24 protein-coding genes and 1 tRNA gene are annotated in these 26,587 nt (G+C 63.5%); 14 read left to right on the plus strand and 11 right to left on the minus strand.

From position 1 onward, the window contains the following. Positions 1-5 precede the first annotated feature (5 nt). Both FJ419_RS17290 and FJ419_RS17295 read left to right on the plus strand, forming a co-directional pair. Positions 6-686: a phosphoglycolate phosphatase gene (locus FJ419_RS17290; RefSeq protein WP_140696340.1), complete on the plus strand. Its 681-nt coding sequence runs from the start codon at positions 6-8 to the stop codon at positions 684-686. A gap of 127 nt (positions 687-813) precedes the next feature. Further along, a tRNA-Val gene (locus FJ419_RS17295) sits at positions 814-888 on the plus strand. A gap of 86 nt (positions 889-974) precedes the next feature. Here FJ419_RS17295 and FJ419_RS30800 read toward each other — a convergent pair. From FJ419_RS30800 to FJ419_RS17305, 4 genes are all read right to left on the minus strand, one after another. After that, entirely contained in the window at positions 975-1,145 is a 171-nt protein-coding gene (locus FJ419_RS30800) for a hypothetical protein (protein WP_181164840.1), read from the minus strand. A gap of 98 nt (positions 1,146-1,243) precedes the next feature. Beyond that, on the minus strand, positions 1,244-2,767 hold the full coding sequence (locus FJ419_RS17300) for an MBL fold metallo-hydrolase (RefSeq protein WP_181170732.1): 1,524 nt from the start codon (positions 2,765-2,767) through the stop codon (positions 1,244-1,246). Continuing rightward, entirely contained in the window at positions 2,760-3,653 is an 894-nt protein-coding gene (locus FJ419_RS31185) for a hypothetical protein (protein WP_246679231.1), read from the minus strand. The genes FJ419_RS17300 and FJ419_RS31185 overlap by 8 nt, the downstream gene beginning before the upstream one ends. Further along, the gene (locus tag FJ419_RS17305) at positions 3,590-6,430 is read right to left on the minus strand and encodes a S8 family serine peptidase (RefSeq protein ID WP_246679232.1); all 2,841 of its coding nucleotides are present in this window, start codon (positions 6,428-6,430) and stop codon (positions 3,590-3,592) included. The genes FJ419_RS31185 and FJ419_RS17305 overlap by 64 nt, the downstream gene beginning before the upstream one ends. 576 nt (positions 6,431-7,006) lie before the next feature. On the opposite strand from FJ419_RS17305, the gene FJ419_RS17310 reads away from it, so the two are divergent. Beyond that, positions 7,007-7,690 (plus strand): Crp/Fnr family transcriptional regulator, encoded by a 684-nt coding sequence (locus tag FJ419_RS17310; RefSeq protein WP_140696343.1) that lies wholly within the window; start codon positions 7,007-7,009, stop codon positions 7,688-7,690. A 100-nt stretch (positions 7,691-7,790) separates the two neighbouring features. Here FJ419_RS17310 and FJ419_RS17315 read toward each other — a convergent pair whose 3' ends face one another. Both FJ419_RS17315 and FJ419_RS17320 read right to left on the minus strand, forming a co-directional pair. Beyond that, positions 7,791-12,017, minus strand: a complete 4,227-nt coding sequence (locus tag FJ419_RS17315) for a cytochrome P450 (protein ID WP_140695798.1) — start codon at positions 12,015-12,017, stop codon at positions 7,791-7,793. A 117-nt stretch (positions 12,018-12,134) separates the two neighbouring features. Beyond that, positions 12,135-13,916 (minus strand): adenylate/guanylate cyclase domain-containing protein, encoded by a 1,782-nt coding sequence (locus tag FJ419_RS17320; protein ID WP_140695801.1) that lies wholly within the window; start codon positions 13,914-13,916, stop codon positions 12,135-12,137. A gap of 414 nt (positions 13,917-14,330) precedes the next feature. Here FJ419_RS17320 and FJ419_RS17325 point away from each other — a divergent pair, with 414 nt between their 5' ends. From FJ419_RS17325 to FJ419_RS17335, 3 genes are all read left to right on the plus strand, one after another. Beyond that, positions 14,331-14,588 carry a PepSY domain-containing protein gene (locus tag FJ419_RS17325; protein ID WP_140542453.1) on the plus strand — a complete coding sequence of 86 codons (258 nt, stop codon included), beginning with the start codon at positions 14,331-14,333 and terminating at the stop codon, positions 14,586-14,588. Positions 14,589-14,673: 85 nt separating this feature from the next. Next, entirely contained in the window at positions 14,674-15,402 is a 729-nt protein-coding gene (locus FJ419_RS17330; RefSeq protein WP_246679233.1) for a lysozyme inhibitor LprI family protein, read from the plus strand. A 98-nt stretch (positions 15,403-15,500) separates the two neighbouring features. After that, on the plus strand, positions 15,501-15,986 hold the full coding sequence (locus FJ419_RS17335) for a hypothetical protein (RefSeq protein WP_140695805.1): 486 nt from the start codon (positions 15,501-15,503) through the stop codon (positions 15,984-15,986). Positions 15,987-16,050: 64 nt separating this feature from the next. Here FJ419_RS17335 and FJ419_RS17340 read toward each other — a convergent pair whose 3' ends face one another. Both FJ419_RS17340 and FJ419_RS17345 read right to left on the minus strand, forming a co-directional pair. Then, entirely contained in the window at positions 16,051-17,931 is a 1,881-nt protein-coding gene (locus tag FJ419_RS17340) for a murein L,D-transpeptidase (RefSeq protein ID WP_140695808.1), read from the minus strand. 222 nt (positions 17,932-18,153) lie between these two features. Further along, complete coding sequence (locus FJ419_RS17345; RefSeq protein ID WP_140695812.1) at positions 18,154-18,900, minus strand: 3-oxoacyl-ACP reductase family protein; 747 nt, start codon at positions 18,898-18,900, stop codon at positions 18,154-18,156. A gap of 99 nt (positions 18,901-18,999) precedes the next feature. Here FJ419_RS17345 and FJ419_RS17350 point away from each other — a divergent pair, with 99 nt between their 5' ends. Next, positions 19,000-19,611 (plus strand): TetR/AcrR family transcriptional regulator, encoded by a 612-nt coding sequence (locus FJ419_RS17350; protein WP_140695815.1) that lies wholly within the window; start codon positions 19,000-19,002, stop codon positions 19,609-19,611. A gap of 173 nt (positions 19,612-19,784) precedes the next feature. After that, complete coding sequence (locus FJ419_RS17355; RefSeq protein WP_140695818.1) at positions 19,785-20,186, plus strand: rhodanese-like domain-containing protein; 402 nt, start codon at positions 19,785-19,787, stop codon at positions 20,184-20,186. 152 nt (positions 20,187-20,338) lie between these two features. Here FJ419_RS17355 and FJ419_RS17360 read toward each other — a convergent pair whose 3' ends face one another. After that, positions 20,339-21,247, minus strand: a complete 909-nt coding sequence (locus FJ419_RS17360) for an alpha/beta hydrolase (RefSeq protein ID WP_140695821.1) — start codon at positions 21,245-21,247, stop codon at positions 20,339-20,341. A 47-nt stretch (positions 21,248-21,294) separates the two neighbouring features. Here FJ419_RS17360 and FJ419_RS17365 point away from each other — a divergent pair, with 47 nt between their 5' ends. Then, positions 21,295-21,747: a MarR family transcriptional regulator gene (locus tag FJ419_RS17365; RefSeq protein WP_095765406.1), complete on the plus strand. Its 453-nt coding sequence runs from the start codon at positions 21,295-21,297 to the stop codon at positions 21,745-21,747. Positions 21,748-21,759: 12 nt separating this feature from the next. Here FJ419_RS17365 and FJ419_RS17370 read toward each other — a convergent pair whose 3' ends face one another. Continuing rightward, on the minus strand, positions 21,760-22,371 hold the full coding sequence (locus FJ419_RS17370; RefSeq protein ID WP_140695824.1) for a pyridoxamine 5'-phosphate oxidase family protein: 612 nt from the start codon (positions 22,369-22,371) through the stop codon (positions 21,760-21,762). Between the two features lie 180 nt (positions 22,372-22,551). Here FJ419_RS17370 and FJ419_RS17375 point away from each other — a divergent pair, with 180 nt between their 5' ends. Continuing rightward, positions 22,552-22,974 (plus strand): nuclear transport factor 2 family protein, encoded by a 423-nt coding sequence (locus FJ419_RS17375; protein ID WP_246679234.1) that lies wholly within the window; start codon positions 22,552-22,554, stop codon positions 22,972-22,974. Here the strand turns inward: FJ419_RS17375 and FJ419_RS17380 are convergent. After that, the gene (locus tag FJ419_RS17380) at positions 22,971-23,324 is read right to left on the minus strand and encodes a DUF971 domain-containing protein (protein ID WP_112561700.1); all 354 of its coding nucleotides are present in this window, start codon (positions 23,322-23,324) and stop codon (positions 22,971-22,973) included. The two genes, FJ419_RS17375 and FJ419_RS17380, sit on opposite strands and share 4 nt — an antisense overlap. A gap of 198 nt (positions 23,325-23,522) precedes the next feature. Between FJ419_RS17380 and moaA the strand changes: the two genes are divergently transcribed. From moaA to FJ419_RS17400, 4 genes are all read left to right on the plus strand, one after another. Further along, positions 23,523-24,518, plus strand: a complete 996-nt coding sequence (gene moaA / locus FJ419_RS17385) for a GTP 3',8-cyclase MoaA (protein WP_140695830.1) — start codon at positions 23,523-23,525, stop codon at positions 24,516-24,518. A gap of 55 nt (positions 24,519-24,573) precedes the next feature. Then, positions 24,574-25,068, plus strand: coding sequence for a hypothetical protein (locus tag FJ419_RS17390; protein WP_140695833.1), 495 nt, complete (start codon positions 24,574-24,576; stop codon positions 25,066-25,068). A gap of 113 nt (positions 25,069-25,181) precedes the next feature. Beyond that, positions 25,182-25,538: a hypothetical protein gene (locus tag FJ419_RS17395; RefSeq protein WP_140695836.1), complete on the plus strand. Its 357-nt coding sequence runs from the start codon at positions 25,182-25,184 to the stop codon at positions 25,536-25,538. Positions 25,539-25,662: 124 nt separating this feature from the next. Then, the gene (locus FJ419_RS17400; RefSeq protein ID WP_140695839.1) at positions 25,663-26,583 is read left to right on the plus strand and encodes a DMT family transporter; all 921 of its coding nucleotides are present in this window, start codon (positions 25,663-25,665) and stop codon (positions 26,581-26,583) included. Positions 26,584-26,587 lie beyond the last annotated feature (4 nt).

The raw sequence follows: 26,587 nt of genomic DNA on the forward strand, positions 1-26,587 counted from the left end.
CACCCATGACCCGCCCGATCATCGTCTTCGACCTGGATGGAACGCTGATCGACACCGCGCCCGACCTGCTCGACAGCCTCAACCACAGCCTGGCGGCGAGCGACCTCGCCGCTGTCGACGAAGCCGGCTTCAGACGCTTCGTCGGCCATGGCGGCCGCGTCATGATCGAACGCGCGCATGCCGCGCAGAACAAGGCGCTGGTGGCCGAAGAGCACGACCGGCTGCTGAAGCTGTTCCTCGACCATTACACGCTGAACATTCCCGGCAAGTCGCGCCCCTACCCAGGCGTCGTCGCCGCGCTCGACCGTTTCAAGGCCGCCGGCTATCTGATGGCAGTCTGCACCAACAAATACGAAGCCAATTCCGCGACGCTGATCGGCGCGCTGGGCATGTCGAACTATTTTGCCGCGATCTGCGGCCAGGACACTTTTGCTTTCCGCAAACCGGATCCGCGCCATCTCACCGAGACGATCCGGCTAGCCGGCGGCGATGCGGAGAACGCCTTGATGATCGGCGATTCGCAGACCGACATCGACACCGCCAAGGCAGCCGGCATTCCCGTGGTCGCGGTCGATTTTGGCTACACCGACCGCCATGTGCGCGAATTCGAGCCAACTCTGGTGATCTCGCATTTCGACACGCTGACGCCGCAACTGGCCGAGCGGTTGATCGCGGCAGCACGCTGAGCGGAACTCGGATCGGGATGATTGAGAAACCGGAAACCGGTCCGCGCGATAAGCTTGGCACATCGCCTTGACTTCGCGCACCCGCCTCCCTTATATCGCGGCTCGCTTCGGCCTTCGGGCCTAAGGCGGGCGATTAGCTCAGCGGGAGAGCACACCCTTCACACGGGTGGGGTCGCAGGTTCAATCCCTGCATCGCCCACCATCCAACTCACTGATTGGGTTTGATGATCCAGCCCACCAATTCACAATCATCGCTACGTGCGCAGCCGGCTTAGACGCCGCTGGCGCCTAAATCAGCCCTCTCCTCACGTTCATGCGCGTCACGGCGGTCACCAGAATGGCGCCGGTCATGAAGTAAAGCGTGGCGATGATGTGGCCTTGATGGAAATGCAGCCCGGCAAACAGCAGGGCTGTGACCACCGCAAGGAAGGCGATGACGCGGGAGAATGCATCGGGCATGGGGCGACCTTGTGCAATGTGTTGGATGGCCGCCCTCACTCAGCCGAGTGCTCCATAGAGCGGTTTTCGTTTTTTCGCAATCGGCTCGGCATGAATTGTCAGACCAGATCCACCTCGACCCACAGTCCGCCTGGCCCGCGCGCCGCGTCGCGCGGCGCGCTGCGCACCGCCTGGATCGAGCCGGACGGCGCGGCAAAGGCCGGCTTTCCATTCTTGTGCGCCAGCCACGGATCATCGGCACGGATGACGCGGCCCTTGGTCTTCGTCTCGAGCGCGGTCAGGATGCCGTCATAGGGCATCTCGCCCCAGTGCACTTTCACCGCGTCCACCTTGTTGGTCGGGATGAAGGCCGACAGGTCGCTGCTCGTTAGCAGATCGAAACCCTGTTTCTGCGGCGTGGCGTTCTGGCTGCCGTGATGCGCGACCTTGAGATAGACGGTGCGCGCCAAAAGATCGGCCGATGTGACGGTGCTCTGCCCCACCGGCCATTTCAGGTCCTTCCAGCTTAGCCAGTTGCCTATCTGGGCGTCGCCGGGGAACAGCAACACCCGGCCGCTGTCGATGAATTCGAAGGCGAGCACCAGACTGGTGTTGTTGACGCCGCGGTCGAGCTGCAAGGCCAGATCGGCGGCGATCCCCATCCAGTCGGCGTCGATGCGCCGCCAGGACTGGTCGCGGTTTTCCATGAATGCCGCGGCCGAGACTGGCCCGGAATAATGCTTGCGGACAAAGGCGGCGATGTCGATGGCCGGGTCGCTGCCCTTGTCGCCGGCGAGCGCCGCGGAGAGCGGCGTGCCGACATTGCGCTCGAACGGACTGAGCTCGTCGACGTAACCGGCATCGGCCGCCTCGTTGATCTTGAGGCCACTCGCCAGCGCCCGCGCGTACGGGCCGCCGCTGGCCAGCGGGAACATCTCGCTCGCCTTTTCCTCCAGTCGAAGCGCCGCCTTGTCGCGCGGCGGGCCGAGCACATAAACGCGCAGGTTGGGCAATGCGTCGATCGTCACCGGCGGCCCGCCGGGCTCGAAATAGGTCGGCGACGGTTTTTGCGACAGCTTTGCCGCGGAGTCGCGGGCCGAGCGCACCCGCTCGCCGGCGGCGCCGAACTGGAAGCCGAGCACCGACTGCAGGCCGTCGCGCACCCCGGCCATGTAAGAACTGAGCCCCTGCATCCCGTCGAGCTTCTGGCCTACGCCTTGCAAGGCCGCCAGCGCCTGGCCCTTGAACTTGTCGAGTTCCGCGGCTTCGGCGTCCGCAGGATTTTCGGTCCAGGCCATCCAGACATCGCCGACGACAAAATCCCTGAAAAGGTCCTTCGCGGTCAGGAAGCCGGAGACATGGTCCCAGTGTTCGTGCGTGACGACGAGAATGTCGATCCTGCCGCCGGTCTCCTTCTTGAAGTCGGCGACGATGTCGGCGACCAGCGCCGAGCCACTCTTGATCGAAACATGAATCCCGCAATCGATGAGAATGCGGAACGGCTTACCGTCCGGCTTCTTGAACGTCAGCAAGTGGCAGTCGCCGATGCCCTGGCAGTAATGCCTGACGGTGATGCCTAATGCCGGCGTCGCCGCGGGAGCCGCTTTTGCCGGCCTAGTTCTTGTCGCCGGCTTTCTAGACATGGTCGTCGTCTCCGTCGCTGGCATGCAACAACGCAAAAGGCTCCGATACTTCGCCGCCGAAATAGAGCGCTCGCAGCGGCGACAGATAATTGGCCGCCATCGTTCCGGCCTGCCGCTTCTGCCGGTCCGTGCTGCCGGTGTTCTTGATGATGGAGTAGCGGATCTCCTCGAACCCCTCGCGCGGATCGATGATGATCGTGGCGCCGCCGCGGAACCAGAAGAAACCTTCCCCTTTGGCCATTCCCTGCGGCATCGCCGTGCCGTCCAGCGCAACCGGAATGCGCTGCTGGATGACCGCCACCACCTCGACGCGGAACGAGCCGTCCGGCTCGACGCGACGCGTGGGGCGCACGCTGTAGATGTCGAACGTCGTCTCGCCTTTCTTGGGCGCATGCATGACCGTGCCGTCCTCATTGTAGCGCGGCAGGTCGGGCAGCAGGCCGAACTGCTTGTAGAGGTCCGGATCGGAGGCGAAGGCCTTGTGCATCGCCTTCCACAGCGCATAACGGTTCTTGTCGTTGAGCGCGAAGATCTCGGCCCGCTTCAATTTCTGGTTCCAGCCGAGGTCGATCTTGCCGAGCAGGCCCTTCAGCCAGACGGGCGACGGATCTTCCGGCGCGCTCCAGGCGAGCGTCTCCTCCGAGATGGTGCGAACGTCGCGCGGCAACAGCTTCCATTTGCGGAAGGATTCCAGGAAGGCCAAGCGATAGTGCAGCGGATCGTCCGGGTAGGCGTCGCGGTCGGCGGTGATCAGCGCGCGCAGATATTCGCCGAAGCTGATGTCGACGGAAGGGCAATAGTCGAGCGCGCGGATGCACATGGTCAGCATCTGCGTGGCGGTCTTGGCAACCTCGTCGGTGAGGCGCTCGACCAAGCTCGGATGCAAGGTGCCCGCCGGCAGCCGGAGCCGCCGGTGGCAAGCTGGATCAGGTCGTCGGTCCGCCGGTCGGCGATGGCCAGGAAGGCCTGGTAGACAGCGAAAACCAGGATCGAGCCACGATCATGCGCCTCGAAAGTCTTGTCGTAGTCGAGGTCGGCCATGCCGGCGCCGCCATATTCGCGCAACGGCCCGGCCCGGCCGCTGCCTTCTCCGAACTGCTTGGCGATACCGGAAAGCAGCGAGGCGGCCGACAATTCGCCCCTCGCCTTGCCGATCTCGAAGCCGACCAGTTCCTTCAGGGTGAAATGCTGGAACAGCGCGACGATATCGGCGAAAGCCTCGTGGAAGGCCGGCACATCGGGGTTGGATGCTTCCTGGAAGCGGCGGTGCAGCCCGTCGAGCAAAGCGTGCGACATCTCATGCGCGACGATGTCGCTGGACAGGCACGAAAACACCGTCGTTCCGGGCGTGGTGACGTCGCCCTGATTGCTGGTCGCCGGGAAATAGCCGAACAGCAGCGCCTTCTTTTCCGGGCTGTAATAGGCATTCTCGGCACGCAACGCATGCGGATAGATGCGCAGGCGCGGCACGTAATGTGCCTTCGCAGTCATGTCGCCGGTCCGGCCGGGAGCCTCGGCGTAGTGCGGCGCCCACAACGCCCGCCGGCCAAGAGCGCGCTCGAAATGGCCGATCGTGGTCATGGCCACCGCGTAGACCATCTGCTGGTGGAATTTCGGATTGCCCTCCGAAGGCGGCAGGCCGTCCTGCGCCAGCAGCACCTTGTCGTTGAGGTCGACCGGATCGTAGACGCGGTCGGACGCGGGGTCGACATCGACCACCTCGAGATATTCGCCGATCGGACCGGGCAGCAGCGGCTTTTCCGTCGCAGGCTCGTCGTCCCACGGCACCGAAAGCGTCGCCTGGTAGACCGAAACCGAATCGAGCCGTTTCGCCACCGACGGATCGAGGGCGTAGATGCGCAGGCGCCGTTGCGGCGGCGGCAGCGGCCGCGGCTTGCGCCTGATGGCTGGTGCCGGGCCCATGACTGGCGCCGGAACCGCTACGCTGGCGCTTGGCCGGTCCAGCCATCCTTCCAGAAAAGGCTGCAACGGCTTCGACGGATTGCCTTGGTCGAGCGCCGCCTCCAGATAGCGGTTGCGCGCCGCCGACGAAACCTTGCCAGGATCGCCATCCGGGTCGGCGATCGCCTGGTCGACTGCCGCCGTGGTTTGCGCCATCTGCGTCAGTTCCAGCGCAAACATCATCCGCTGCCGAAGCGTCGCCGGCGGTTGCGCCGCCAACGAATTCCCTCCGGTCAAAAGGTCCAGCCAGCTCCACGTGTAGGTGGCGGGTTCGAGCTTCGACATGCTGCTCGCCGCCGGCGGCTGGAAGCCCAGCGCATCGAAGGCCCGCAAGACGCCCTGCCCGATCTTCTCCTTCGTCTCCGCCGCATTCATCTTGGCCGTCGATTTCAAGGCCTTCGCGAACAAGGCCTTGCGTACGGCCTCGACACGCATCCAGGGCTGAGGATAATCCTTCACCACGTCCCAATGCTCGGCGAGCCAGAGAGCGGCCGCCGCAGCGACCTGCGGGGTGGCGGCGGAGGTGCCGCTGCCGTCCATGTCGACCACCTTGCGACAATCGATCTCTGCCCAGGGCACATTCGGCGTGTAGGCGCCGAGCGCCGTATCCATCTTCGAAGGCGGCCCGTAATTGCCCTGCATGGTGCCGAAGGAGAGCCCGGCATAGGCGCGCCCGTCGCCCATCACGCCGCAGGCCGCAAGCACCCGGTTGTAGCGCGCCGGATAGACGATGCTGCGCGGCGTGATGGTGAAATTGTTGCCGGCCGCCGTGACCATGACCACACCGTGGTCGTAGGCAAGGTTGACGGCGTCGACCAAAGCCAGCGAGGCGAGGCCGCCCATGCTCATCGACAACACCTGCGCTCCCTGCTTGCGCGCATAGTCGATGCCTTGCACCATGGTTCCGGTGGTCAGCCGCACCACCCAGTCGGCGATGCGCACCGGCAGGATTTTCGCCAGTGGCGCGCCGCCGACGAAATCGTTGAAGCCCGGCCAGTGCGGCGAGGAGCCGTCGAGCTTGTTGCCGGCAAGCAGGCTGAGCGTGCCGGTTCCATGGCCGCGATTGCTGATCAGCGTGCCGGCCGGAGCGTGGTCGGTCGCGTTGTTCGGACCCGTCCCGTCGTCGACGAAATTGCGCTGCTGCGCTGTAAGAAGCGCGGCCGGAATGGTCTGATGGCCCGGATCGAAACCGGTATCGAGATGGGCGATGGTGATGTTGGCCTGCTTGGCGCCTACCTTCTCGCGCGCCGCCGCGAACTGGCTGAAGTCCGGCGCGGCATTCCAGGCGACTCGCCCCGCGACCACCGCCTGTCCGCCCTGCGGGTCCTGATCGTCGAATGCACAGACCGGAGCTGCGCTTGCCGCCATGCCGCGATCGCCGCCGCTGTCCTTATAATCCCACTGCTGCACGATATCGGGCTCGATTGCGAGCACCTCGGCGCCCGCGGCCGCCAGCGCCGGGTTCCGGGCGACAAGATCGTGGGCATGGTCCCAGGGGTTGTCTGTATCGGCGGCGTCCGTGGCCAACCGAAACCAGGTGGCGCCGCGATCCCCGGCCGCGGCCGTGCCGGCGCTCGCGTCGGCAGGCAGAGAGAGGATCGGCTCGGCTTCGATGCCGCCAATCCGGGGCGGCCCGCCTCGGACCGAGAGCTGCGCGCCGTCGCCGCGAACCTTTACAAGGAGTCCCTTCGCGGCTGCCATGGCCTGCCCCTCCCCAAAGTGAACCATGAGGCCGACCGTCACCTGTAGTCAAGACAAGGTTCCAGCCATACTTCGGTTGATCTCTTTGCCGACTAGGCAATCATGCCGGTTGCAAAGCAAAGACCATACACTTCTAAAATAACCATCGGTCCGCCCGATGCGTATATCTGTGAACGCCTTCACATACGCCGAACAGGGCTTGCGCTCAGATGTTGTAGCGGCGGCATCGACGGCCCGAGCTGACTACAGCGTCCGAAGCTGCTGCCGGACTGCGATATGGATGCGGTTCTCGAGGAGAAATTTCGATCACCTAGCCATTTTCAGGTTTGCCGTCTGCGCGCATGGGCACCTCCCACCCAAGCGCGCGGATGGCGTTTCCAAGATCGGCCCGCAACCGCCAGTGCGCCCGGTCTCCTTACAGTTTGCCGGCTTATCCAATTTCGGCGTGTGACGCGTGACATGGAACGTCTGTCCGCCACCTGCCGATTTCGGTCAGCCACCACAGAAGGAGACGACGCTTTGATCGAGCACGCACTTATCCTACAATTTCCGTCTAACGAGAGGCGGAATCGCATCATGGCTACAAACGGCGCGGACGACAGGAACCTGCCGCGCCTGGCGCGCATCGACCCGCGCCACTTCGACCTGTTGTTCGGCGGCTGCAAGCTCGAGCGCTATGCCGCCGGCCAGCATTTGTTCGTCCAGGAGGACGCTTCCGACCGCATCTACGGCGTGATGAGCGGCACCGTCGAGATTTCGATCTATTCGCCCGGTGGGCAGAAGCTGGTGGCCAATATCGAGCTGTCGCGCAGCCTCGTAGGCGAGATCGGAGCCCTGGATGGGCGCCCGCGCACGGCGACCGCCATCTGCCTTACGGCATGCGAGCTGGTTTCGCTGAGCCGGACACAACTCTTCGACCGCATTGAGAAAAACCCGCCCCTGGCCCGCGCGATGATCGAATTGCTGTGCACGCGGCTGCGCTGGGTCAGCGGCGAGCTGGGCGACCAGGCCTTTTTCGGTATCGAGGCCAGGCTGGCAAAGCGGCTCGTGTTCCTGAGTGGGGTGATGGCCGACGCTGCCGGCTGGATTCCGATTTCGCAGTCGGAGCTCGGCGAATTCCTCGGCGCGACGCGCGAATCCGTCAACAAGACGCTGAACGACTGGCGCAGCCGGCACATGATCGCCATCAAGCGCGGCGGCCTGCGCATCACCAACGCCGCCGCGCTGAACCAGATCGCCCAATCGCAGGACGACGACTGAGCAGGCTCGGCGTCTTCGCCGTGGCCTGCCCGTCGACTTCGCCATGTATCCGGCGGTTCGTCGCTTTCGAGAAACGACGAACTGCTTTCAGCGCACCCGGTCAGAGCCGCGAGATCAGATAGCGCAGCGCCGACCGGCTCGGCATGAAGAAATAGCCGCCGCCTTTCGTGGTGACGAACTGCGGCACATCCTTGAGCACGGTGACCTTTTCCCAGGATGGGATCGAGAACCGGCCGCCGCCGCCCCGCGCGCCGATCGTCGGATCCGTCTCGCCGACCAGGCCCTGGAACGAATTGGACGAGACCCAGGTCTGCTGGATGAACTCGTATTGGCGTTCGATATCGGCGTTGAGGCACATGAACAGCAGGCCCTTCTCCGTCTTCCCGCCCTTGTCCTTCTTCTCGTAGGTGCGGCCGACGCGCAGGATGCGATGGCGCTTGCCGATTCTGATCTGCGTCTCGCGGTCCTCGCCGAGTGAATCGCGCGGATTGGAACGGCGTATGTGGGAGCCGAGCGGACAGGCATGCCCCTGCGGATCCTCGGCGCCGAGCGCGAAATCATTGTCGATGCCGCGGCCCGGGCGTCCGTTCGGATTGCGCACCAGAGAGCTTCCGTCCTGCCAGCGACCGAGCATCTTTGCCGCCACCCAATGCGGGGTGATGGCGGCGTCGCCTGTCTCATTTGCTGCCTGCGTCGCGGCCTTCCTGCAATAATCGTCGAACAGTTCGACATGCTGCTCGAACTGGCGCAGGACGAGGAAGGTGCCGTTGCGGCCGAAATCGCGCGGCGGAGGCGGCTGCCCCGGTATCTGACGGTTGCGCCGCACTTGCGACAGGATGCCGGTTCGGTCCAGCGCCGCGTCCACCGACGGCGAAGCCGGGTAGAAGCCGTGCTCGTCGCGGTAGCCGAACAGGAACTCGCCTGGTGCCAGCAAATGCATCGGCGCGGCTCCCTTGGCGGCGCGCGACGTGCCCCGAACGATCGGTTGCGAGATGCCGTCGACGAAGCCGAAATGCTCGACGGCCCGCTTGCCGTCGCGCCGCACCATCAGCGGCAGTTCGGCAGCCACGGCCATCCCCGCGCCTGTCGTCTGTCGCTTCATGGCCGCGATCTCCGCCTTCAAAGCGGCCGGCGTCTCGGCATAGCAGACGATGACGACGTCGGCGGGATTGGCGGGCGACCCCCACTGCCATTTGTCGGGGGCGTCCGGACCGGTGTCGTTGAGGATGCGGCTGCGCTCGGGCGTTCCCATGCCTTGCCGGAAGGCGACAGGAAACGTGTCCAACGGCTCGTCGTCGACGCCGCCCTCGAGCCCCAGCCGGCGCAGTCCGTTGGGGCCGAACGCCACGGTCATGGCGCGGCCGGCAGGCACGCCGTCGCCGAAGCTGGTTCTTTCGGTCACGAAGTCGAGCCACGCCTTGCGCTTCGTTGCCGGCAATCCTTCCGGCACCTGGATCGCAAGCATGTGCGCATGGCCGAGCGCGCCGAACGGGCCGAAGAAGATGGATTGGATTTCACCCGATTCCAGCTCTTCGAGCGGCGCGGACGGCAGTTCAGGCAGGCTGGTCGCGTCCGCCGGCTGTGCTTGCGGGCGCGGCAGCGAACCGAACAAGCTCAGCCAGTCGCGCGCCTCGTTGCCGGTTGCCGATGCGATGCCGCGCCTGATCCTGGAGTTGATACGGATGCGCGGTGTGTTGAGATGCGGATAGGCGCTGTACCAGAACAGCGTCGGCACCTGCTGGCGCCGCGCCCAGCGCTTGAAACGATCGCCGTCGCGCGCGCCGTCCAGGAACAGCCAGCGCGTGCGCGGATAGCCTTCGGTGTTGCTCCACACGCCGGTCAGGCCGGCCGAGGCCTTGGCGATGAAATCCTCCAGATAACTTTCCCAGCTGCCACCGTAATTGGAGAAGAACACCAGCCTGTCGGTGCCGGGCAGCAGCACCCAGCGGGCGAAATGAATGGTGTTGATGGTGGCGAGGAAGCCCGGCCTGAACACTTTCTGCGCCGATATCGAGATCAGGTAGAAGGCGAGCCTTAGCGCCAGACGCCGCAAGATCCCCGGCTTCATCGTCGAGATCGCCGTCAGGTTGTTCTGCGCGCAGTGGTCCTCATTGGCGAGGATCTTTTCCAGCGCGCCGATATCGACCGGCGTGTTCGCCGGCCGGTCCCTGTCTTCGAGCCGCCGCAACGCCAGGAAGCAAAGGCCCACGAACAGAGCCAGAATAGCCAGCAGACCGAGTACCGTAAGCAGAAGCGCGGCGCCGGCGATCGCGATGTTGGCAATGGTGATGCCATGCGGATTCCCGAACACGAGCACATAAGTCATGCGCCAAAAGGCGAGAACGACGATCGCGACAGTGGCGAACATCGCCGGCGTCAAAAGCGTCGTCGTCAGCGCGCGCGACCAGTGGCCGGGCGGCCTTTCCAGCAGGCTTTCGGCGGACTCGAACGCCCAGTCGAATTGCCCGAGGCAGCGGACATGCCGGCGCGCTTCGGCCAGCACGTCCATCGCGTTGCCGGCGCCCGCGCGCGGCTTTTCGACGATCTCGCGCACGCTGTCGGCGAGCTTGGCCTCGGCCAGGATCCGCCGCACGGAATGACCGGGCGTGCCGGAAAAAACCAGCCCCGCGGCGCTGCCGAAGGACGGCGAAATTTCTATATGGTTTTTCTTCAGGAAGTCCTCCAGCGAGCCGCCGTCCGGCAGGCCGCAGACATCCCTGAAGATCGGCCGCAGCCGATGCCCGATCGATTGCGCAATGGCGGCAATGACGTCGTCGGTGCTGCCGTCGCCGGAGACTTCGAACACCAGCGCGCCGTTCTCGGTCCCGGTTTTTTCGTCCCTGCCGGTAGGCGCGACGGCCAGGCTGGTGAAATGTATGGTGGCGACCTTGTCGAGTGCGGCGCTGATTTCGCCAATCGCGGGATTGCCGAGGTCGGCGACCTTGCCGCGCACCGCATCGAGCGGCATGGCGCGGGTGATCGGGCAGACAACCGTCACCATCGACTGGTCGGTGGTGCGGCAAAGCGGCGGGCGCTCGAAATCGACCTTGAGGCTTGCCGGATAGGCGCCGACATTGACCATCTTGCCGGCCCTGCCCTGCGCGCGGGCGAGCTTCGGTTTGCCGAACAGCGCGCGGATGCATTCGCCGATCTGGATGCGGGCGATCTCGGCGCCGATGCACAGATGGATGCCGTAACCGAAAACCATGTAGTCGCGATGCGGGCGCGACGTATCGAACTCGTTCGGCCGCTGCACGATCTCCGGATCGAACATCGCTGAAAGCGTCGCCGGCATGACCACCGTTCCGGCCTTGACCAGGCGCTCGCGGCGCGTGCCCTTGCCGATGACCGCGTCACGCCTGGTATAGCGCCAGGGCCCGATCCAGATCGGCTTGAACCGCATGGCTTCCATGATCGCCCGGTCGAGCTTGTCGGTGTCGCCGGCCGCGATGGCCTCATCCACGGCCTGCCGCGCATCGGATCGCGACAGGATCACATCCAGGCAATTGCTGCCGGCAAGCACGTTGGTCGGCACAAAGCCCGCGACCATGCCGAGCATGATGGAATGAATGTCGGGCAAGGACAGGCGCCCTTGGTCCATCAGCGCGACGAGGCGGGCAAGCGGCCGGTCGTCCTTGCCCGTTCTCTCCCTGACCGCGGCGATCGAACGGTTTATGACCTTGATCAGCCGATCGCCGCCGACCACGGCAAGCTGGCGCGTGGTGGGACTTGCCGTCGGATCGGAAAAGAACAGCGCGCTGAGCGCGATCGACCAGTCGGCGAACTCGGTTTCGTCGTCGATCTCGAGGCCGAAGTAATCGCGGCAGATGCGCACCGGCACGATCTTCATCAATCCGGCGATGGCATCGAAGCCGGGGCTGGCGCGGGTCATGATGTCGTGCGAATGGCGCTCGGCGATCGGCCTGACGGCGACTTCGACCTCCGCCGGCGGGAACGCGCTCAGCACCGCCGATTTCATCTGCCGGTACGCGGCGCCGTCCTGCATGCCGAGAATGAAATTCGAACCCCGGGCGAGTTCGGCCATTTCCGGCCCGTAAGGCGTTTCGAACTCGTCGCCCCGCTCCAATATGTCGCGAACGTCCGCGCCTTTGGTGACCAGCAGGAAATTGCCGAAGCCGAGATTCGGCCAGAAACGGCGCAGCAGCGCCAGCAGCCAGCGCGGATCGCCCAGAAGAAAGCCGGCGATGCGGGAAGCAATGCCGCTCTTGGAACGCAGCCGGTTGATGTCGAACGGTGGCATTTCGGCGAGCGGACGCTGGCTCTTCTGAGCGGCGCGGACAGCGGCGAAGTACTTCAAAGTGATCATCGCGTTCAAGCCCCCCGGCTATCCACGTCAATGCGATGCCGGCATTGTCTGGCCTAGGTTTGCATCGGTCCGGCGTATGTGAATTCGTTCACAGTCATTTGTTGTCGGCCCCGGCGATCATGCGGCAGACTTGGCCCGATCGAAATTGCCGATCAGGAAATTGTTCTTGGCCGGGTCCACGAACGGTATCCAGCGTATCCTCTGCTCGGAAAAATCGGGGTGCCTGGTCATGAAAATCGCGAGTTCATGCGCCGCCTCGTCGCGCCGCCCGCTTCTCATCAGGGCGCCTATCTTCAGGAATCTTGCGTAAAAGTAGCCCGGCGACAGGTTGAGCGAGCGCTCGGCGGTGGCGATCGCGGCCTGCCAGTCCTCGACGAAGCAATAGGCCGCGGCCAGTTCCCCCAGATTGTGGAAGCGATAGAGGTCGAACGGGCTCAACCGTTCGGTGTCGAGGAAGAACGGTATCGCGCCGGTCGCATCGCCAAGCAAAAGATACGCGCTGCCCATGGCCGAGCGGGCGAAGGCGAAGCTCGGATTGATGTGGATCGCTTCGGCGAGATGCTCGGCTGCCAATGCCGGCAGGCCGCGCATGATGTCGGCGGCGCCGAGATAGGCATGCGGACGCGCATCGAGGCTGTCCATCAGCAGCGCCTTGCGCGCAAGCGTCTCGACTTTCTCCAGATCGTCATTGTCGCCGAAGCGCAACCATGCCCTCCAGAAATACCACCATGCGAGCTCGTTGAGCACGGCGCTCGAATTCGGATCTTCCTGGTAGGCCTTGTCGAAGAAGTCGAGCGCGATTTCGGTATCGCGCCGTGTCCGCCTGTTCATGTGCCAGCGGCCGCGCCTGACCAGTTGCCAGGTCTCGAGGCTTTCCCACGGCACCTGGAACGTGCGCGCCTGCTCGGCGCGGTCGACCTCCTTGTCGAGGATGGAAACGATCTCGCTGCCGATCTGGTCGCGCAGGCTGAAGATGTCGACGAGGTCGCGGTCGAAGCGTTGCGACCAGACCAGACGCCCGTTCGAGGTATCGGTGAGCGACGTGTTGAGGCGGATCTGCCTGTTGGAGCGCGCCAACGTGCCGCTGACGATGTAGCGGGCGCCCAGCGCGTTGCCGATGAGCCTTGTGCCGAGGCTGTCGTCGCGGAACTGGAAGCTCGAGCCCTTGGCGATGACCGAAAGCCAGCGCGTGTTGGAAAGACCGTAGATGATGTCCTCGGCGATACCGTCGGCCATGTAGCCGACATCGGGTTCGCTGCCGTTGCCCTGGAACGGCAGCACGGCGATTGCCGGGGGGCCCTTGGCGATCGGCCTGGAATGACCCGGCGTGGCGGGAATGGAAGCGAAGGAAGCCGTCGCGGCAGGGCCGTTGCCGCCGCGGCCGGCGATCAGGACCCGCACCGGCAGGGCGATGTTCTTCAGGCTGAACTCGCCGAGATCGGTGAAGACGGCGGCCGTCTTGTCCCTCACGTGATGCCACGTCGTCGCCGAGATGGCGACGCCGTCATGCGGCGCGAATTCCTGAAGCCTGGCCGCGATATTCACGTCGTCACCGTAGAGACGGCCCTCACGGACGATGACGTCGCCGGTGTTGATCCCGGCGCGAAAAGGCATGCGCATGTCCTCGGCGACAGCGGCATTCAGCGCCACGACCCGGGCCTGGAAATCGAAGGCTGCCCGCAAGGCTTCGATTGGATTGCCGAATTCGGCCATGATGCTGTCGCCGGCATCGCCGAACGTGCGTCCGCCAAATGCGCCGCAACTGTCGGCGATGATGTCGCGCCGTTCCTCGAAGGCGGCAACAGCCAACTCGTCGTCGATGCCCATAAGCCTCGAGAATCCTACGGCGTCGATTGAAATGATTGTCGCAAGCTGACGGGTATAGTTCCGTTCAGCCATGATTGAGCCCCCAGTCCCACTGCAGTCCAGAACAGGCGACCTGCGCTCAAAGAAACGCGTCGCCGGCTGCCGACGGAAATCCTCGGCAGGCCCGGCGCACTGTTGCCACCCTGTTATGACCAGAATTCTATCAGGGTCTTGGCGAAAGCTCTACCACGAACAGCTAATATGGCGAATTCACCCTCCGGCGCATGGTTAGTCGTTCGTTACGTCAGGAGACACATCCGAAGCGCGACTTTACCAGTTGAAATTATTATACTTTCTCCGCTAGGCAATATTGGCCGGTTCCTGCCGGCAAGAATCGGCTTCATCGAGGCATGCGCTGCAAAAGTCCGTTATTGCAGCGCTGCGGAACCAACCCGCCTGCGTGCGAGTTTCTGACGGCACTGACGCCGACGAGATTTGAGGGCTCTCATGCGCACTGTTGTTTCAGCAACCGGTATCGCTTTCCTGCTTATCAGTGGACAAGCCTTTGCGGCGGACGACCAGCCACTGCCGCCGCAAAATGCCAAGAAGCTCTCGGAGATCGTCGCCAAGGTCGAGCACCGCACCGACTTCCGCTATGTGAAGGAGGTCGAATGGGATAGCGACGGCTACACCATCACCTACTACACGACGGACAAGGCTAAGGTCCAAATCACCTACGATCCCGTGACCGGCGAACCCAAATAGGCCCTGTTGCCCTGCCTCCGCCATTCCGAAGGACCTGCGTTCGGCATAGACTTGATTATCGAAACAGGGCGGACGGAGGACAGACATGCGGCTTCACATCAGCGCAATCGCCTTGCTTGTGGCCGCATCGGCGCTTGGGACATTGCTTCCAGCGCGCGCGGACGGCCCGTCCTTCGATTGCCGAAAGGCGCAGTTGCCCGCCGAAAAGGCGATCTGCGCCGACCCGCAAATGTCGGCCATCGATGCTTTGGTCACCAGGGCCTATGCCGGCTTCGAACCCGCCTTCGGCGGCGACAAGCGCGGAATCGCCAGGGGACTGGCCGCCGACCGGAATGCCTGCAAGACGGACGCAGCCTGCATCGTCAGCGCCCAGAACAATGCGTTGCAGACTTACGGCAATGCGCCGCAATGGGTGCAGGACTACAATATCGCGCTCATCGGCAAGAAGGCGCTCGACTTTGCGGCAAGGACGCCGAAGCCAACCGATCAGCCCCTGCCCGTGTCGATCGGAAAATGCGGCTTCACCCATATCGCGGCGCTGACGACAAGGCTGGGCGACGACCCGCTGGAAACCGCCGGCCCGGAAGCCGGCAGCGCAGCGCGATTTACCAATGGCGGCACGGCGGTCTCCTATAACCGCGAACCGGGACTGGCGAGTTCCAAGGTCGGCGATCCGATCGTCATGTGCCTGATCGCGATCCCGCGCGACTGTCCGAAAGACGATCTGCGCGGCATGGTCTACTACGCCGTCGACCTCGAGTCTAAAGGCACATGGGCCCTGCCCGACTCCCAGCATCTATGTGGTGGCGCCTGAAGGCCTTGGCGCCGCGCTGAGCCAGCGCGACGGACCACCCTTGCATCGTCACAAGTTTGGTGGCTGACTGCCCGCCATGATTGCGGGCACGGGGGTGCATGGCAATGATCGGCTACGTCCTGAAGCGCATCCTGATGGTGCTTGTCGGCTATCTGGTCGCGGTGCTTGTCGGGTTGATCGCCGTGGTGGTGATCTACGCGATATTGAGTTCGCTGCCCAATGCTCCGGGTTACTTCGAGCTTATGGCGTTCACGCCGATCGCCGCGCTGGTGGTGCCGCCGCTCGGCATGTTCATCTACTTTCTGACGATCGTCCTGACGGGTATGCAGACGCTGGTCTTTGCAATGGTCGCCGAGTTCTTTTCGCTGCGAAGCTTCTGGCTGCATATGCTGTTCGGCGCCGCAGCTGCGGCAGCCGGTTTCATGCTGATCTGGCCGGGCGCCGCCGATGATCCGGAACGCTGGGCCGACATGGGCATCATCGCCGGCGGCGGCCTCGTGGCCGGCCTGATCTATTGGCTGATCGCCGGGCGTGACGCCGGATTGCGCCGGCCGTTGATCAAAGCAATTCCAGGAAAAGTGTGAAGCGGTCAGGGCTCCGCGGCTTCGCGGTAACCTCCCGTCCGGAATTGCTTGGAGTAAAAAGCGCTCAGCTTGACGGCGTGCGCACCGCTTCGGTCGCGTCGAGCGCCTGCATCAGCTTGGAATCGCGGCCATAGACGTCGTCGAAATATTCGACCTTGCCGGACATGTCCGGCCATGCGGTGAAATAAGCGACATAGACCGGAATGACGCGCGTGACATTCTCGGTCGAATGGCCGTGCTTCAGCTTCTCGGCGATATCGTCGACCGTGGTGCCAAGCACGGCGGCGGCCATGCCGCGCGGATCCTGCAACCGGACGCAGCCATGGCTGAGCGCGCGCATGTCGCGCTCGAAGAACGACTTCTGCGGCGTGTCGTGCATGTAAATGGCATGCTTGTTGGGGAAGAGGATCTTCAACTCGCCCAGCGCATTGGCCTCGCTCGGCTGCTGCCGCACGCTGAACGGAATGTTGGCGCCATAGGCACCCCAATCGACCGCCGCCGATGGGATGCGCTTGCCGCGCGAATCCGTCACCTCATAGCCGGCGCGGTCGAGATAGCCTGGATCGCCGCGCAGCCTCGGCAGCATCTCGTTGACGATGATCGACTGCGGCACGCCCCAATAAGGATGGAAGTCGACCTGCTTGATCTGGTTGTAGAAGAAGGCGGTCTGGTTGGTGACCCTGCCGATGACCGCACGGGTCTTCAGCTTCTCCTCGCCATTGTCGATATAGCTGGCGGTGAAGGCGGGCTGGTTGATGAAGACGCGCGGGCTGCCGAGATCAGACGGCATCCAGCGCAGTTCCTCGAGCGCGACCTTGACCTTCTCGAGCTTGTCCGCCTTTGAGGCGCCGGCCAATGAAGCCACCGTGCGCGGGCCGATGACGCCGTCACCTTTCATGCCGGCGCGCTGCTGCACCGCCTTGATCACCGGCACCAGCTCGGGATCGTAGAGCTCGCTCTTGCCGAGCCTCGCGAGCACTTCGCCATAGCTGCCACCCATCTCGTCATCGAGATTACGGGAAATAAGCGTCAGCAATTTCGGCAATTCCGGGCTGCTCTCGCCGGGTTTGAGCAGGAGCTTGGGAACGACGACGATCTCGTTTTCCTCGCTCGCCTCAAGCGCTTCCAGTTCGACGCGCAGCGCCTGGTATTCGGCATTCTGCGGATGCCGCGATTCGAGATAGGTGCGGACCTCCTGGGTATGCGCCAGCGTCTTCAGCACGCCTTCGAGATCGAGCGGCTTGGCCGGGAAATCGTAATAGCCGGTCATCCGGTTGGGATCGACGCGACCGCTCTGCGCATCATGGGCATAGCGCAGCACGCGCGCCGACAGCGCCATCTCGAAGCGGACCAGTTCCTTGGTCCGCTCTTCCGGTGTGGCGGCGGAATTGGCGGCTGCCGGGACATCGACGGAGTAGTCGGCCGGCGTCAGGCCATAACTCGCCGCCTCGCCCAGGACGCGCACCGCATCCTGCGCCCGGCTGTTGGGGGTATTGTCGCTCACCCAGATGAAATCCGGATTGGCCGAATAATAGGCGATCAGCGCCTTGGCGATATCCGGCTCGGCAAACAGCTCATACTCGCTCAAGCCAGCGACGGCATCGCGGAAGCTGTTGCTCGTCACAGACGGCACAAAGGCGGCGTCCTGAGCGGCCGTGGCCTGCGGTGCCGGCAGCAGCGATTTGAAATCGACCCGCACAAGCTTGTCGGCCCTGTAGGTGTTGTAGGTCGGACCGCTGATCCTGACGCTGCCACCATCCTCTCCGGCCGGCCGCACCTTGCGCGGTTTCGGAGGCGGCGGGAACTCGCCTTGCGGGTTGTGCCGGATCCCACCTCCGAACAGCATGTCGAACAGCCCTTGCGCACTTGCCGGCTGATGCCCGAAGGCAAGCGTCGCCGCGATAGCGACCGGCAGGACGGTTCGTTTGTTCCCGAGGATTTTCATGCTTCACCCGCACCGGTTGTAGCCGGTTCCCGTTCCGCGCCGCTGGACGGTCCCGCCCTCCGCATGGCGGATGTATGACGTGACTATACCGATTCATACCGATTTCGTTAAGCTTCCATAAATTTTCGCGGCCGTGTTGCAGAACAGTTTCACATCCTTGTGAGACCCGAGGCAGTGGCTGTCCTCGGGCCTCACACGCATGTGGCGGTGTCGAAAAAACAATCAGGCGTTGGCACCGCCGTCTATAGTCAACGATGCCCCCGTGACGAAGCGGCCCTCAGGACTTGCCAGCCAGGCCACCATTCCCGCGATCTCCTCGGCCTCGCCGAAGCGCGGCGTTGCCATCTTGCGGCGCTGGTGCTCCGCATGTGGCCCGTTGGCGGGATTCATGTCGGTGTCTGTGGAACCCGGATGGACAATGTTGGCGGTGATGCCGCGTGGGCCGAGGTCGCGCGCCAAGGCCTTCGTCAAGCCGATCAGCGCCGCCTTGCTGGTCGAATAGGCGCTGAGCCCAGGATCGGTCACCCGCTCGGCCAGATTGCTGCCGATCGAGATGATCCTGCCCCCGTCAGCCATGTGTCGGGCCGCGGCCTTGGAGGCGACGAACGGCGCTCTGAGATTGACCTCCATGCTCTCGTCGAAATCGGCGAGCGAGAGGGAATCGATCGGCGCGGCGCGCCATATGCCGGCGCTGTTGACCAGGATGTCGAGCCGGCCGAACGTGTCCATCGCTCGATCGACGGCACGCTCGATCGCTTCGGCGTCGCGACCGTCTGCCCTAATGGCGACGGCACGCCTGCCCGCCGCCTCGATCTCGCCAACGACAGCCTGCGCCTGCGCTTCCCCATTTACATAGGTCAGCGCGACGCCGGCGCCCTCACGCGCCAGTCTTTTTGCGATTGCCGCGCCGATGCCGCGGCTGCCGCCGGTCACAAAAGCGGCCCTGCCGCGCAACTGGTTGGAAGTCATTGATTTCTCCTTTGTGTAACGATCGATACATAAATACCTGTCAGCCTTGCCCGTCATCGTCAAGTGAATTATGTAACGATCAACACAGAAAAGAGCGTCATGTCGGAAAGAGGCCGTCCCCGAAGTTTCGATCGAACCGCCGCGTTGCGGCGGGCGATGGAGCTGTTCTGGGCCAAAGGTTATGAGGGTACCTCGATCGCCGACCTGACCGCGGCAATGGGGATCGGGTCTCCCAGCCTCTATGCCGCATTCGGCAGCAAGGAGGCGCTCTTCCTTGAAGCGACCGAATATTACACGCACGCCGAAGGTACCGAGATCTGGGCAGCGCTCGACAAGGCGCCGACGGCATGCCAGGCGGTGGAGAACTTCCTGCGACAGACAGCCAGGGCCTATTCGCAGGGCGATCGCCCGCAGGGCTGCCTTATCGCGCTCGGCGCGCTGCATCAGGACTCAAGCAGTGGCGCGATCTGCGATGATCTGCGCCGCCGCCGGGCGGAAAACCGGACCGCCTTGCTGCGACGGCTCGAGCGCGCCGTGGCGGAGGGCGAATTGCCGGCAAGCTTCGACAGCGGCACCGCGGCGACCTTCTATGCTACGGTTCAGCACGGCATGTCGATCCAGGCGCGCGACGGCGCAACCCATGCCGCCCTTATGGCGACCGTTGCCGGCGCCATGGCGGCGTGGACGACGATGGCCGGCGCTAGAGCATGATCCCGAAAAGTGGGAACCGGTTTTTGGAGAAGATCATGCTCCAACAAACAGTTAGATCGTGACTGCGATTCAACGAAACGCCATCACGGTCTAACGCCTGCCCCAGTGACAAACGCAAGGCTTTGTGATCGAAATTTCGGCGGCCGCAGCAGGCGTGGCCGGGAGGATTTGCCGTGAAGAAAGGTTATCGCCAGCTTCTCGACGAGGCGAATGCCGAGATCGAGGTCGTGTCGCCTGAGGAGGCAGCGGGGCTGCTGGAGGATGAGGACACGATCTTCGTCGATCTGCGCGACCCGCGCGAGGTCGAACGCGACGGCAAGATCCCCGGCGCCAAGCATGTGACGCGCGGCATGCTGGAATTCTGGATCGATCCCGAAAGCCCGTATCACAAGCCGTTCTTCGCCAGCGGCAAGACCTTCGTCTTCTTCTGCGCCGGAGGCTGGCGCTCGGCTTTAGCCACCAAGACGGCGCAAGACATGGGCCTGACGCCGGTCAAGCACGTCCTCGGCGGCTATACCGCCTGGAAAGCAGCGGGCCTGCCCGTAGAGCCGGGGCAGAAAAAGAAGGCGGACTGATACGCTGATTAGGGTGCATTGAGATTCAGGTCAGGCCGAGCCGAGAACGATGATTTCCGAGAACCGGAGCGGAGCGTACTTGAAGTACGCGAGCACCGGAAGCGGAGGAAACCATCGTTCGCAGGCCGGCATCACCTGAATATCAACGCAGCCTAGTGCAGGGCCGTTTCCCGCTGCCCGGTCACGAAGCCGACCGCGCGCGCGACGACGTCCCTGTCGGTGAGGATACGCCGGTGGCCAAGCCCCTCGGCCCAGTGCAGGTGGACATGCTCGCCGGCAGCCGCATAACCCCTGGCATGGTCGGCATGGACCTCGCGATCGTCCGGCGCGTGGATGACCAGTGTCGGCACCGACGCTGCGGCCAGTTGGCGGTCGCCGGTGAATTCACTGAGCGGCCGCCCGGACAGATGCTTCACCCTGTCCGCCATGGCGACGCGCGAGCGCGGCCCGACATTCATCACATCGCTGAAGTCGTCGAAGATTGCAGGCAGCGAGCTCGGCGCCGCAATCAGCACCAGCTTTTGCGCCGCAAGCGGCGGCATGCCCTTGACCGATGCGGCGACGGCATTGGCGGCAATCGCGCCGCCGAAGGAATGGCCGACGACGGCGGCAAAGGGGCCGAACCATTCGCCGGCGACCCGCGCCGCGTCCACGGCAGTCACCATGTTGAGGTGGCGGCCGAGCGAATGGCCATGCCCGGGCAGGTCGAGCGAAACAACCTTGTAGCCAGCGCCGCGAAACCCTTCGATCAAAGCGCGCATATATTCGGTGCGCGAGCGCCAGCCATGGATGACGAGCACCGTGCCGCGCGACTCCCTGTCCGGCTCCGGCCGGAATTCATGCACTGCGACGCAATCCGTCCTGGTCTTCAGCCTGTGATGGCGCGCCTCGGCCATGAAGGCTGAGGCACGCTCCACAGCGCGCCGTTCGCCGTCGCTCAGGGATTTGACGTTGGGTGTGCGGCAAAACAATTCGAAGGCGGCACGGCCGCCGAGACGCGGCGCAACATACTCGGCCGCGCCAAAAACGCCCCGGATGACCTTCATTCCAAATGATGCCATATTGGCAGTCCATCCATTCGTTCAAGCGTGAACATAATAGTTCAAACATGAACATTAAGCAAGAGCTACCCTGGGACAACCCTCGCTTTCGCAACTGGGTTGCGGTGGCGCGCGCCTGCCATGTGCTGGAGCGCACGCTGGCGGTTAAGCTCGGCCCGCTCGACCTCAAGCCGGCGCAGCTCGACGTGCTGATGAACCTCTACCGCCACCCCGGCATGTCGCAGCACGACCTTGCCCGCAAGCTGCTCGTCGGCCGCTCCAACATCACCATGCTGTTGCCGCAGCTCGAGGCCCGCGGATTGCTGCGTCGCGAAGGCGACGAGAAGGACAAGCGGGTGCTGCGGCTGAACCTCACCGAGGCGGGCGAGGCCCTGCTGATGAAGGCCCTGAAGGTTCACATGGCGCTGATCGAGAAGGCGATGAGCCAGTCGACGCCGGAACAATGCGACATGATCGGCGAGCAGATGCGCAAGATCGCCGACGTGCTGAAGGAAGCCTGAGCCGGCTTCCAATCACCACATCGTTTTCTTTGCTCTTTCCGGCCATTCCCTATCATAGGCCTCGCCGTCGATGTTCTTGCGGCTGGTGACCTCGAGAATCCGGCCGGGTGTCGGCAGCGACTTCGGATCGACATGCCTGGCCGGGTTCCAGAGCTCGGAGCGCACGATGGCGCGGGCGCATTGGAAATAGACCGTGTCGATATCGATGACGGTGACCGAGCGGGCCGGCTTGCCGTCGACTGTGAAGGACGCGCATAGATCCGCGTCGGTTGTGATGTGAGCGCGGCCGTTGATCCGCAGCGTGGTGCCTGAGCCCGGCACCAGGAAGAGCAGCCCGACGCGCGGATCGCGAATGATGTTCTTCAGCGAATCGGCGCGGTTGTTGCCGCGCCTGTCGGGCATCATCAGCGTCTTGTCATCGACAATGCGCACGAAGCCGGCGAGATCGCCGCGCGGCGAGCAGTCGAGGCCCTCGGGCCCGCTTGTCGCCAGCGCCACGAAGGGCGAGGCCGCGATGAAGGCGGCATATTCGGGAATCACATGGTCGAGTTCCTTGACGACCGAAGCTTCGCCCGGCAGGCCATAGAGCGCTTCGAGCTGTTCGACCGTGGTAATCTCAGACATTTTTCCGCCTCCGAACCTTTGCCGGCGTTACCCCAACTCTATGACGTCCTCGCGACGTGCCAAAGCTGACAATCAGGAAACGGGTGTCGACACAATGATTTCCGGCGCAAACCGTGTTCACCGTACAAAACGGACACGGAGATCGACATGGACAAAGCAGTTGAGCGGCAAAGCACCGCCATGGAACTTCTCGAAAATATGTTCGACGTTGAAATGCGATTCCTGCAATCGGGGTCGGGCAACATCGAGATGCTGACCAGCGCCTTCCACAGGGATGTCGTCGTGCATGAACCGCACTCACTGCCCTATGCCGGCGACTGGAACGGCCTTCAAGGCATCGCCTCTCTTTTCCAGACGATGCACGAAAGCTGGAGCGGTGTTGCGGTGGAGAACCTTCAGGCGGCGCAAAAAGATGACGTCGTCTTTATGAGCTGCACGCTTTCGCTGACAGCGCGAGCCACCGGCGTGACGATCAAGCAGCCATTTGCCGAAGTCCTGCACTTCAGGGATGGTCGGCTGATTGAAGGCACACCCTTCTACTACGACACCAGCGAGATCCTGGCAGCCCTGGCCAAGCCGAAAGACGCGGACAAGATGGCCTAGCGGTCGCGGCTCAGCCCCTTCTCCTGGAGTTCCGCGAGATAGGCATTCCAGCGCTCGTCCTTTTCGTGGCCGAGCGTGTGAAGATAGTTCCAGGTGAAGATGCCGGTGTCGTGGAAATCGTCGAAGGTGATGCGCACGGCATAATTGCCGACCGGCTCGATCTTGAGGATCGCGACATTGCGCTTGCCGGGCACGGTCACGCGCTGCTCCGGCGAATGGCCCTGCACCTCGGCCGAGGGCGAAGCAACGCGCAAAAGTTCGGCCGGCAGTTCGAACGGGTGATGACCGGGGAAGGTGACGGACAGCAGTTTTCTGTCCTTCGAGACTCTGAGTTCCTTCGGCGCCGTCATTGTCGTCCATCCTGCATCAATCCGCCCTTCCCTACGCTGCTTCGCTCAGCCGGAAAAGGTCACTTGGACCTTGCCGACACGCGATGTCGGCCGGGGAATGTTACCAAAGATCAAGACCGTCTATCTTGAATGCGGCATTGGATCGTATCACATAGCTGTATATAACGGTGCCGCTCAGGCCATGGGAAACGTTTGCAAATGGACATGATCGACCCCTTCGGTCGCAGCATCAGCTATCTGCGCGTGTCGGTCACCGACCGCTGCGATTTTCGCTGCACCTATTGCATGGCCGAGGACATGACCTTCCTGCCGAAGAAGGATCTGCTGTCGCTCGAGGAGCTTGACCGACTGTGCACCGTTTTCATCGAGAAAGGCGTGAAGAAGCTCAGGCTGACGGGCGGCGAGCCGCTGGTACGCAAGAACATCATGCATCTGGTGCGCCAGCTGTCGCGGCATCTCGAAAGCGGCGCCCTGGAAGAGCTGACGCTGACCACCAACGGCTCGCAGCTGTCGCGCTTCGCGGCCGAGCTCGCCGATTGCGGTGTCAAGCGCATCAACGTCTCGCTCGACACGCTCGATGCCGAGAAATTCCACCAGATCACGCGCTGGGGCAATCTCGGCAAGGTGATGGAAGGCATCGACGCCGCGCAGAAGGCCGGTTTGAAGATCAAGCTCAATGCGGTTGCGCTGCGCGACTTCAACGATGCCGAAATACCTGAGCTGATGCGCTGGGCGCATGGCCGCGGCATGGACCTCACCCTCATCGAGACGATGCCGATGGGCGAGATCGAGGCCGACCGCACCGACCAGTATCTGCCGCTGTCGCTGCTGCGCGCCTCGCTGGAGCGCCAGTTCACGCTCTCCGATATTCCTTACAAGACCGGCGGCCCGGCCCGCTATGTCCATGTCACGGAGACCGGCGGCCGGCTCGGCTTCATCACGCCGATGACGCATAATTTCTGCGAAAGCTGCAACCGCGTGCGGCTGACCTGCACCGGCACGCTCTATATGTGCCTTGGCCAGGAGGACGCCGCCGACCTCAGGGCGCCGTTGCGCGCCACCGAAGGCAACGAGCTGCTCGGCGAGGCGATCGACGAGGCCATCGGCCGCAAGCCCAAGGGCCATGATTTCGTCATCGACCGCCGCACCAACCGTCCTTCGGTATCTCGGCACATGAGCGTCACCGGCGGCTGATTTTTTCCACGATTTGGTGCAGGATCACCTTCGGTCATCGACCAAAGGGGGGATCATGAAACGTCCGCAGCGCATCGGTTGGTCGTCGGTAGCGGCCATCTTGTCCCTGTCGACAATCGTGACGACGGCCGCGATGGCCAAGCCCTTCACCTACGTGAATGCGCGGTTCGGCCAGTCCTGCACTTTTCCCGACGACATCTTCAACAAGCCGATGCCCGAGCCGGAAAATGGCGGCGGACAGCAATGGCTTAGCGCCGACGGCGCCAGCCTGACCTGTTCCGGCATCTACAACATCGACAACGATACACCGCAAGGTTTCGTCGTCCAGGAGAAAGCCAGCACCGAACCGGGTTACAAGGTCACCTACAGCAAGACCGGCAAGAATTGGGCGGTGCTCTCCGGCACCAAGGACGGCAACATTTTTTACGAACGGCGCCTGTTCGGAAAGGACGACGTCATTCGCACCGTCTGGATCGAATACCCTGCCGCGCTCAAGGCAAAATACGACCCTTTGGCCGGCTCCATCGCCAAGACCCTGCGCGGCCCTTGAGGTCAGCCTGGCCGCACTGAAAATAAAGCGCTGGCGTCGCCTTCCGGCCGATTTACCGCCGACCTTTTCCAGCCTAGCCTTCGCGCGGGATTATCGCTCTAGGGGGAGTGCACATGCGCACATTCATGATTTCACTTGCAATGCTTGGGGTTGCTTCCGTGTCGGCCGCGGCTCAATCGATCGGCGGCACCTACACCGTCGCCGGCACGAATTTCGACGGCTCGAAATATGACGGCGAGGCAACCATCACGCTGACCAGCGACACGACCTGCACCATCCACTGGGAAACCGGCGGCTCGACCTCGGACGGCATCTGTATGCGCAACGACAATGCATTTTCCGCCGGCTACGCGATGGGCAAGGAAATCGGTCTCGTCGTCTACAAGATCGAGAACGACGGCTCCCTGCACGGGCTGTGGACCATCGCCGGCCAGAACGGCAACGGCACCGAGGTGCTGACGCCTAAGTAAGGCTTCCAAAGCTCGGCAAATCGATCTCATGGCCACGCAGAAATTCGTGGCCCATTTCTTTGCCGTTGCTGTTTTCCGGCTGCCTGCTAGACGGCTGAATTAAAATTGAATCCGGAAAAACCCTTTGCCCCTCTCGCCAAATTTGCGCGGCGCGCTGTTCATGATCGTGGCCATGGTCGGCTTCACCTTGAACGACGCGATCACCAAGTTCTCGTCGGAATCGATGAACATGGCGCAGGTCATGCTTGTGCGCGGCGCTTTCGCGTCCTTGTTCGTTGGCTTGCTCGCCTGGCGGCGCGGCGCGCTTGCCAATCCGGCGGCCATGCTGCAGCCGATGGTGGCGACGCGCGTTGCGGGCGAAGCCGGCGCCACGGTATCGTTTCTGATCGCGCTTGCGCATTTGCCGATCGCCAACGTCTCGGCCGTGCTGCAGGCGCTGCCGCTGGCGGTGACCATGGGCGCGGCGCTGTTCTTCGGCGAAGGCGTCGGCTGGCGGCGCTGGCTTGCCATCGCCGTCGGCTTCGCCGGCGTGATGATCATCGTGCGGCCGGGCTTCGAGGGCTTCAGCGTCTATTCGCTGCTGGCATTGACCAGCGTCGCCTGCTGCGCGGTGCGCGACCTCGCCACCAAGCGCATCCCGCAGGCCATCCCGACCATGCTGGTATCGACGGCGACCGCGCTTGCCATGACGGTGCTGGGCGCGCTGCTTTTGTCGCCGATGGGCGGCTGGACGCCGATGAGCGGCCGGGCGACCACGCTTCTGGCGCTGGCGGCTGTGCTGGTGCTCATCGGCTATCAGTTCATCATCATGGCGATGCGCTCGGGCGATATCTCCTTCATCGCCCCATTCCGCTACACCGCGTTATTGTGGTCGATCCTGCTCGGCCTCGTCATTTTCGGCGACATCCCCGATACGCCAATGACCGTCGGCGCCGCCATCATCATCGGCTCGGGTCTTTATGCGCTCTACCGCGAGCGCGTCGTCGGACGGCAGCAACCTGCCGCCGAAAGCGCTGGACCCGACATGGCACCGGACGGCATATAGGCGC

Source organism: Mesorhizobium sp. B2-6-2 (genome assembly GCF_006440615.1).
GTDB lineage: Bacteria > Pseudomonadota > Alphaproteobacteria > Rhizobiales > Rhizobiaceae > Mesorhizobium.

Bases quoted from the DNA above. Each gene is read 5' to 3' on its own strand.
- FJ419_RS17290 (WP_140696340.1), top strand. From the start codon at position 6: ATGACCCGCCCGATCATCGTCTTCGACCTGGATGGAACGCTGATCGAC.
- FJ419_RS30800 (WP_181164840.1), bottom strand. From the start codon at position 1,145: ATGCCCGATGCATTCTCCCGCGTCATCGCCTTCCTTGCGGTGGTCACA.
- FJ419_RS17300 (WP_181170732.1), bottom strand. From the start codon at position 2,767: ATGTCTAGAAAGCCGGCGACAAGAACTAGGCCGGCAAAAGCGGCTCCC.
- FJ419_RS17305 (WP_246679232.1), bottom strand. From the start codon at position 6,430: ATGGCAGCCGCGAAGGGACTCCTTGTAAAGGTTCGCGGCGACGGCGCG.
- FJ419_RS17310 (WP_140696343.1), top strand. From the start codon at position 7,007: ATGGCTACAAACGGCGCGGACGACAGGAACCTGCCGCGCCTGGCGCGC.
- FJ419_RS17315 (WP_140695798.1), bottom strand. From the start codon at position 12,017: ATGATCACTTTGAAGTACTTCGCCGCTGTCCGCGCCGCTCAGAAGAGC.
- FJ419_RS17320 (WP_140695801.1), bottom strand. From the start codon at position 13,916: ATGGCTGAACGGAACTATACCCGTCAGCTTGCGACAATCATTTCAATC.
- FJ419_RS17325 (WP_140542453.1), top strand. From the start codon at position 14,331: ATGCGCACTGTTGTTTCAGCAACCGGTATCGCTTTCCTGCTTATCAGT.
- FJ419_RS17330 (WP_246679233.1), top strand. From the start codon at position 14,674: ATGCGGCTTCACATCAGCGCAATCGCCTTGCTTGTGGCCGCATCGGCG.
- FJ419_RS17335 (WP_140695805.1), top strand. From the start codon at position 15,501: ATGGCAATGATCGGCTACGTCCTGAAGCGCATCCTGATGGTGCTTGTC.
- FJ419_RS17340 (WP_140695808.1), bottom strand. From the start codon at position 17,931: ATGAAAATCCTCGGGAACAAACGAACCGTCCTGCCGGTCGCTATCGCG.
- FJ419_RS17345 (WP_140695812.1), bottom strand. From the start codon at position 18,900: ATGACTTCCAACCAGTTGCGCGGCAGGGCCGCTTTTGTGACCGGCGGC.
- FJ419_RS17350 (WP_140695815.1), top strand. From the start codon at position 19,000: ATGTCGGAAAGAGGCCGTCCCCGAAGTTTCGATCGAACCGCCGCGTTG.
- FJ419_RS17360 (WP_140695821.1), bottom strand. From the start codon at position 21,247: ATGGCATCATTTGGAATGAAGGTCATCCGGGGCGTTTTTGGCGCGGCC.
- FJ419_RS17365 (WP_095765406.1), top strand. From the start codon at position 21,295: ATGAACATTAAGCAAGAGCTACCCTGGGACAACCCTCGCTTTCGCAAC.
- FJ419_RS17370 (WP_140695824.1), bottom strand. From the start codon at position 22,371: ATGTCTGAGATTACCACGGTCGAACAGCTCGAAGCGCTCTATGGCCTG.
- FJ419_RS17375 (WP_246679234.1), top strand. From the start codon at position 22,552: ATGGAACTTCTCGAAAATATGTTCGACGTTGAAATGCGATTCCTGCAA.
- FJ419_RS17380 (WP_112561700.1), bottom strand. From the start codon at position 23,324: ATGACGGCGCCGAAGGAACTCAGAGTCTCGAAGGACAGAAAACTGCTG.
- moaA (WP_140695830.1), top strand. From the start codon at position 23,523: ATGGACATGATCGACCCCTTCGGTCGCAGCATCAGCTATCTGCGCGTG.
- FJ419_RS17390 (WP_140695833.1), top strand. From the start codon at position 24,574: ATGAAACGTCCGCAGCGCATCGGTTGGTCGTCGGTAGCGGCCATCTTG.
- FJ419_RS17395 (WP_140695836.1), top strand. From the start codon at position 25,182: ATGCGCACATTCATGATTTCACTTGCAATGCTTGGGGTTGCTTCCGTG.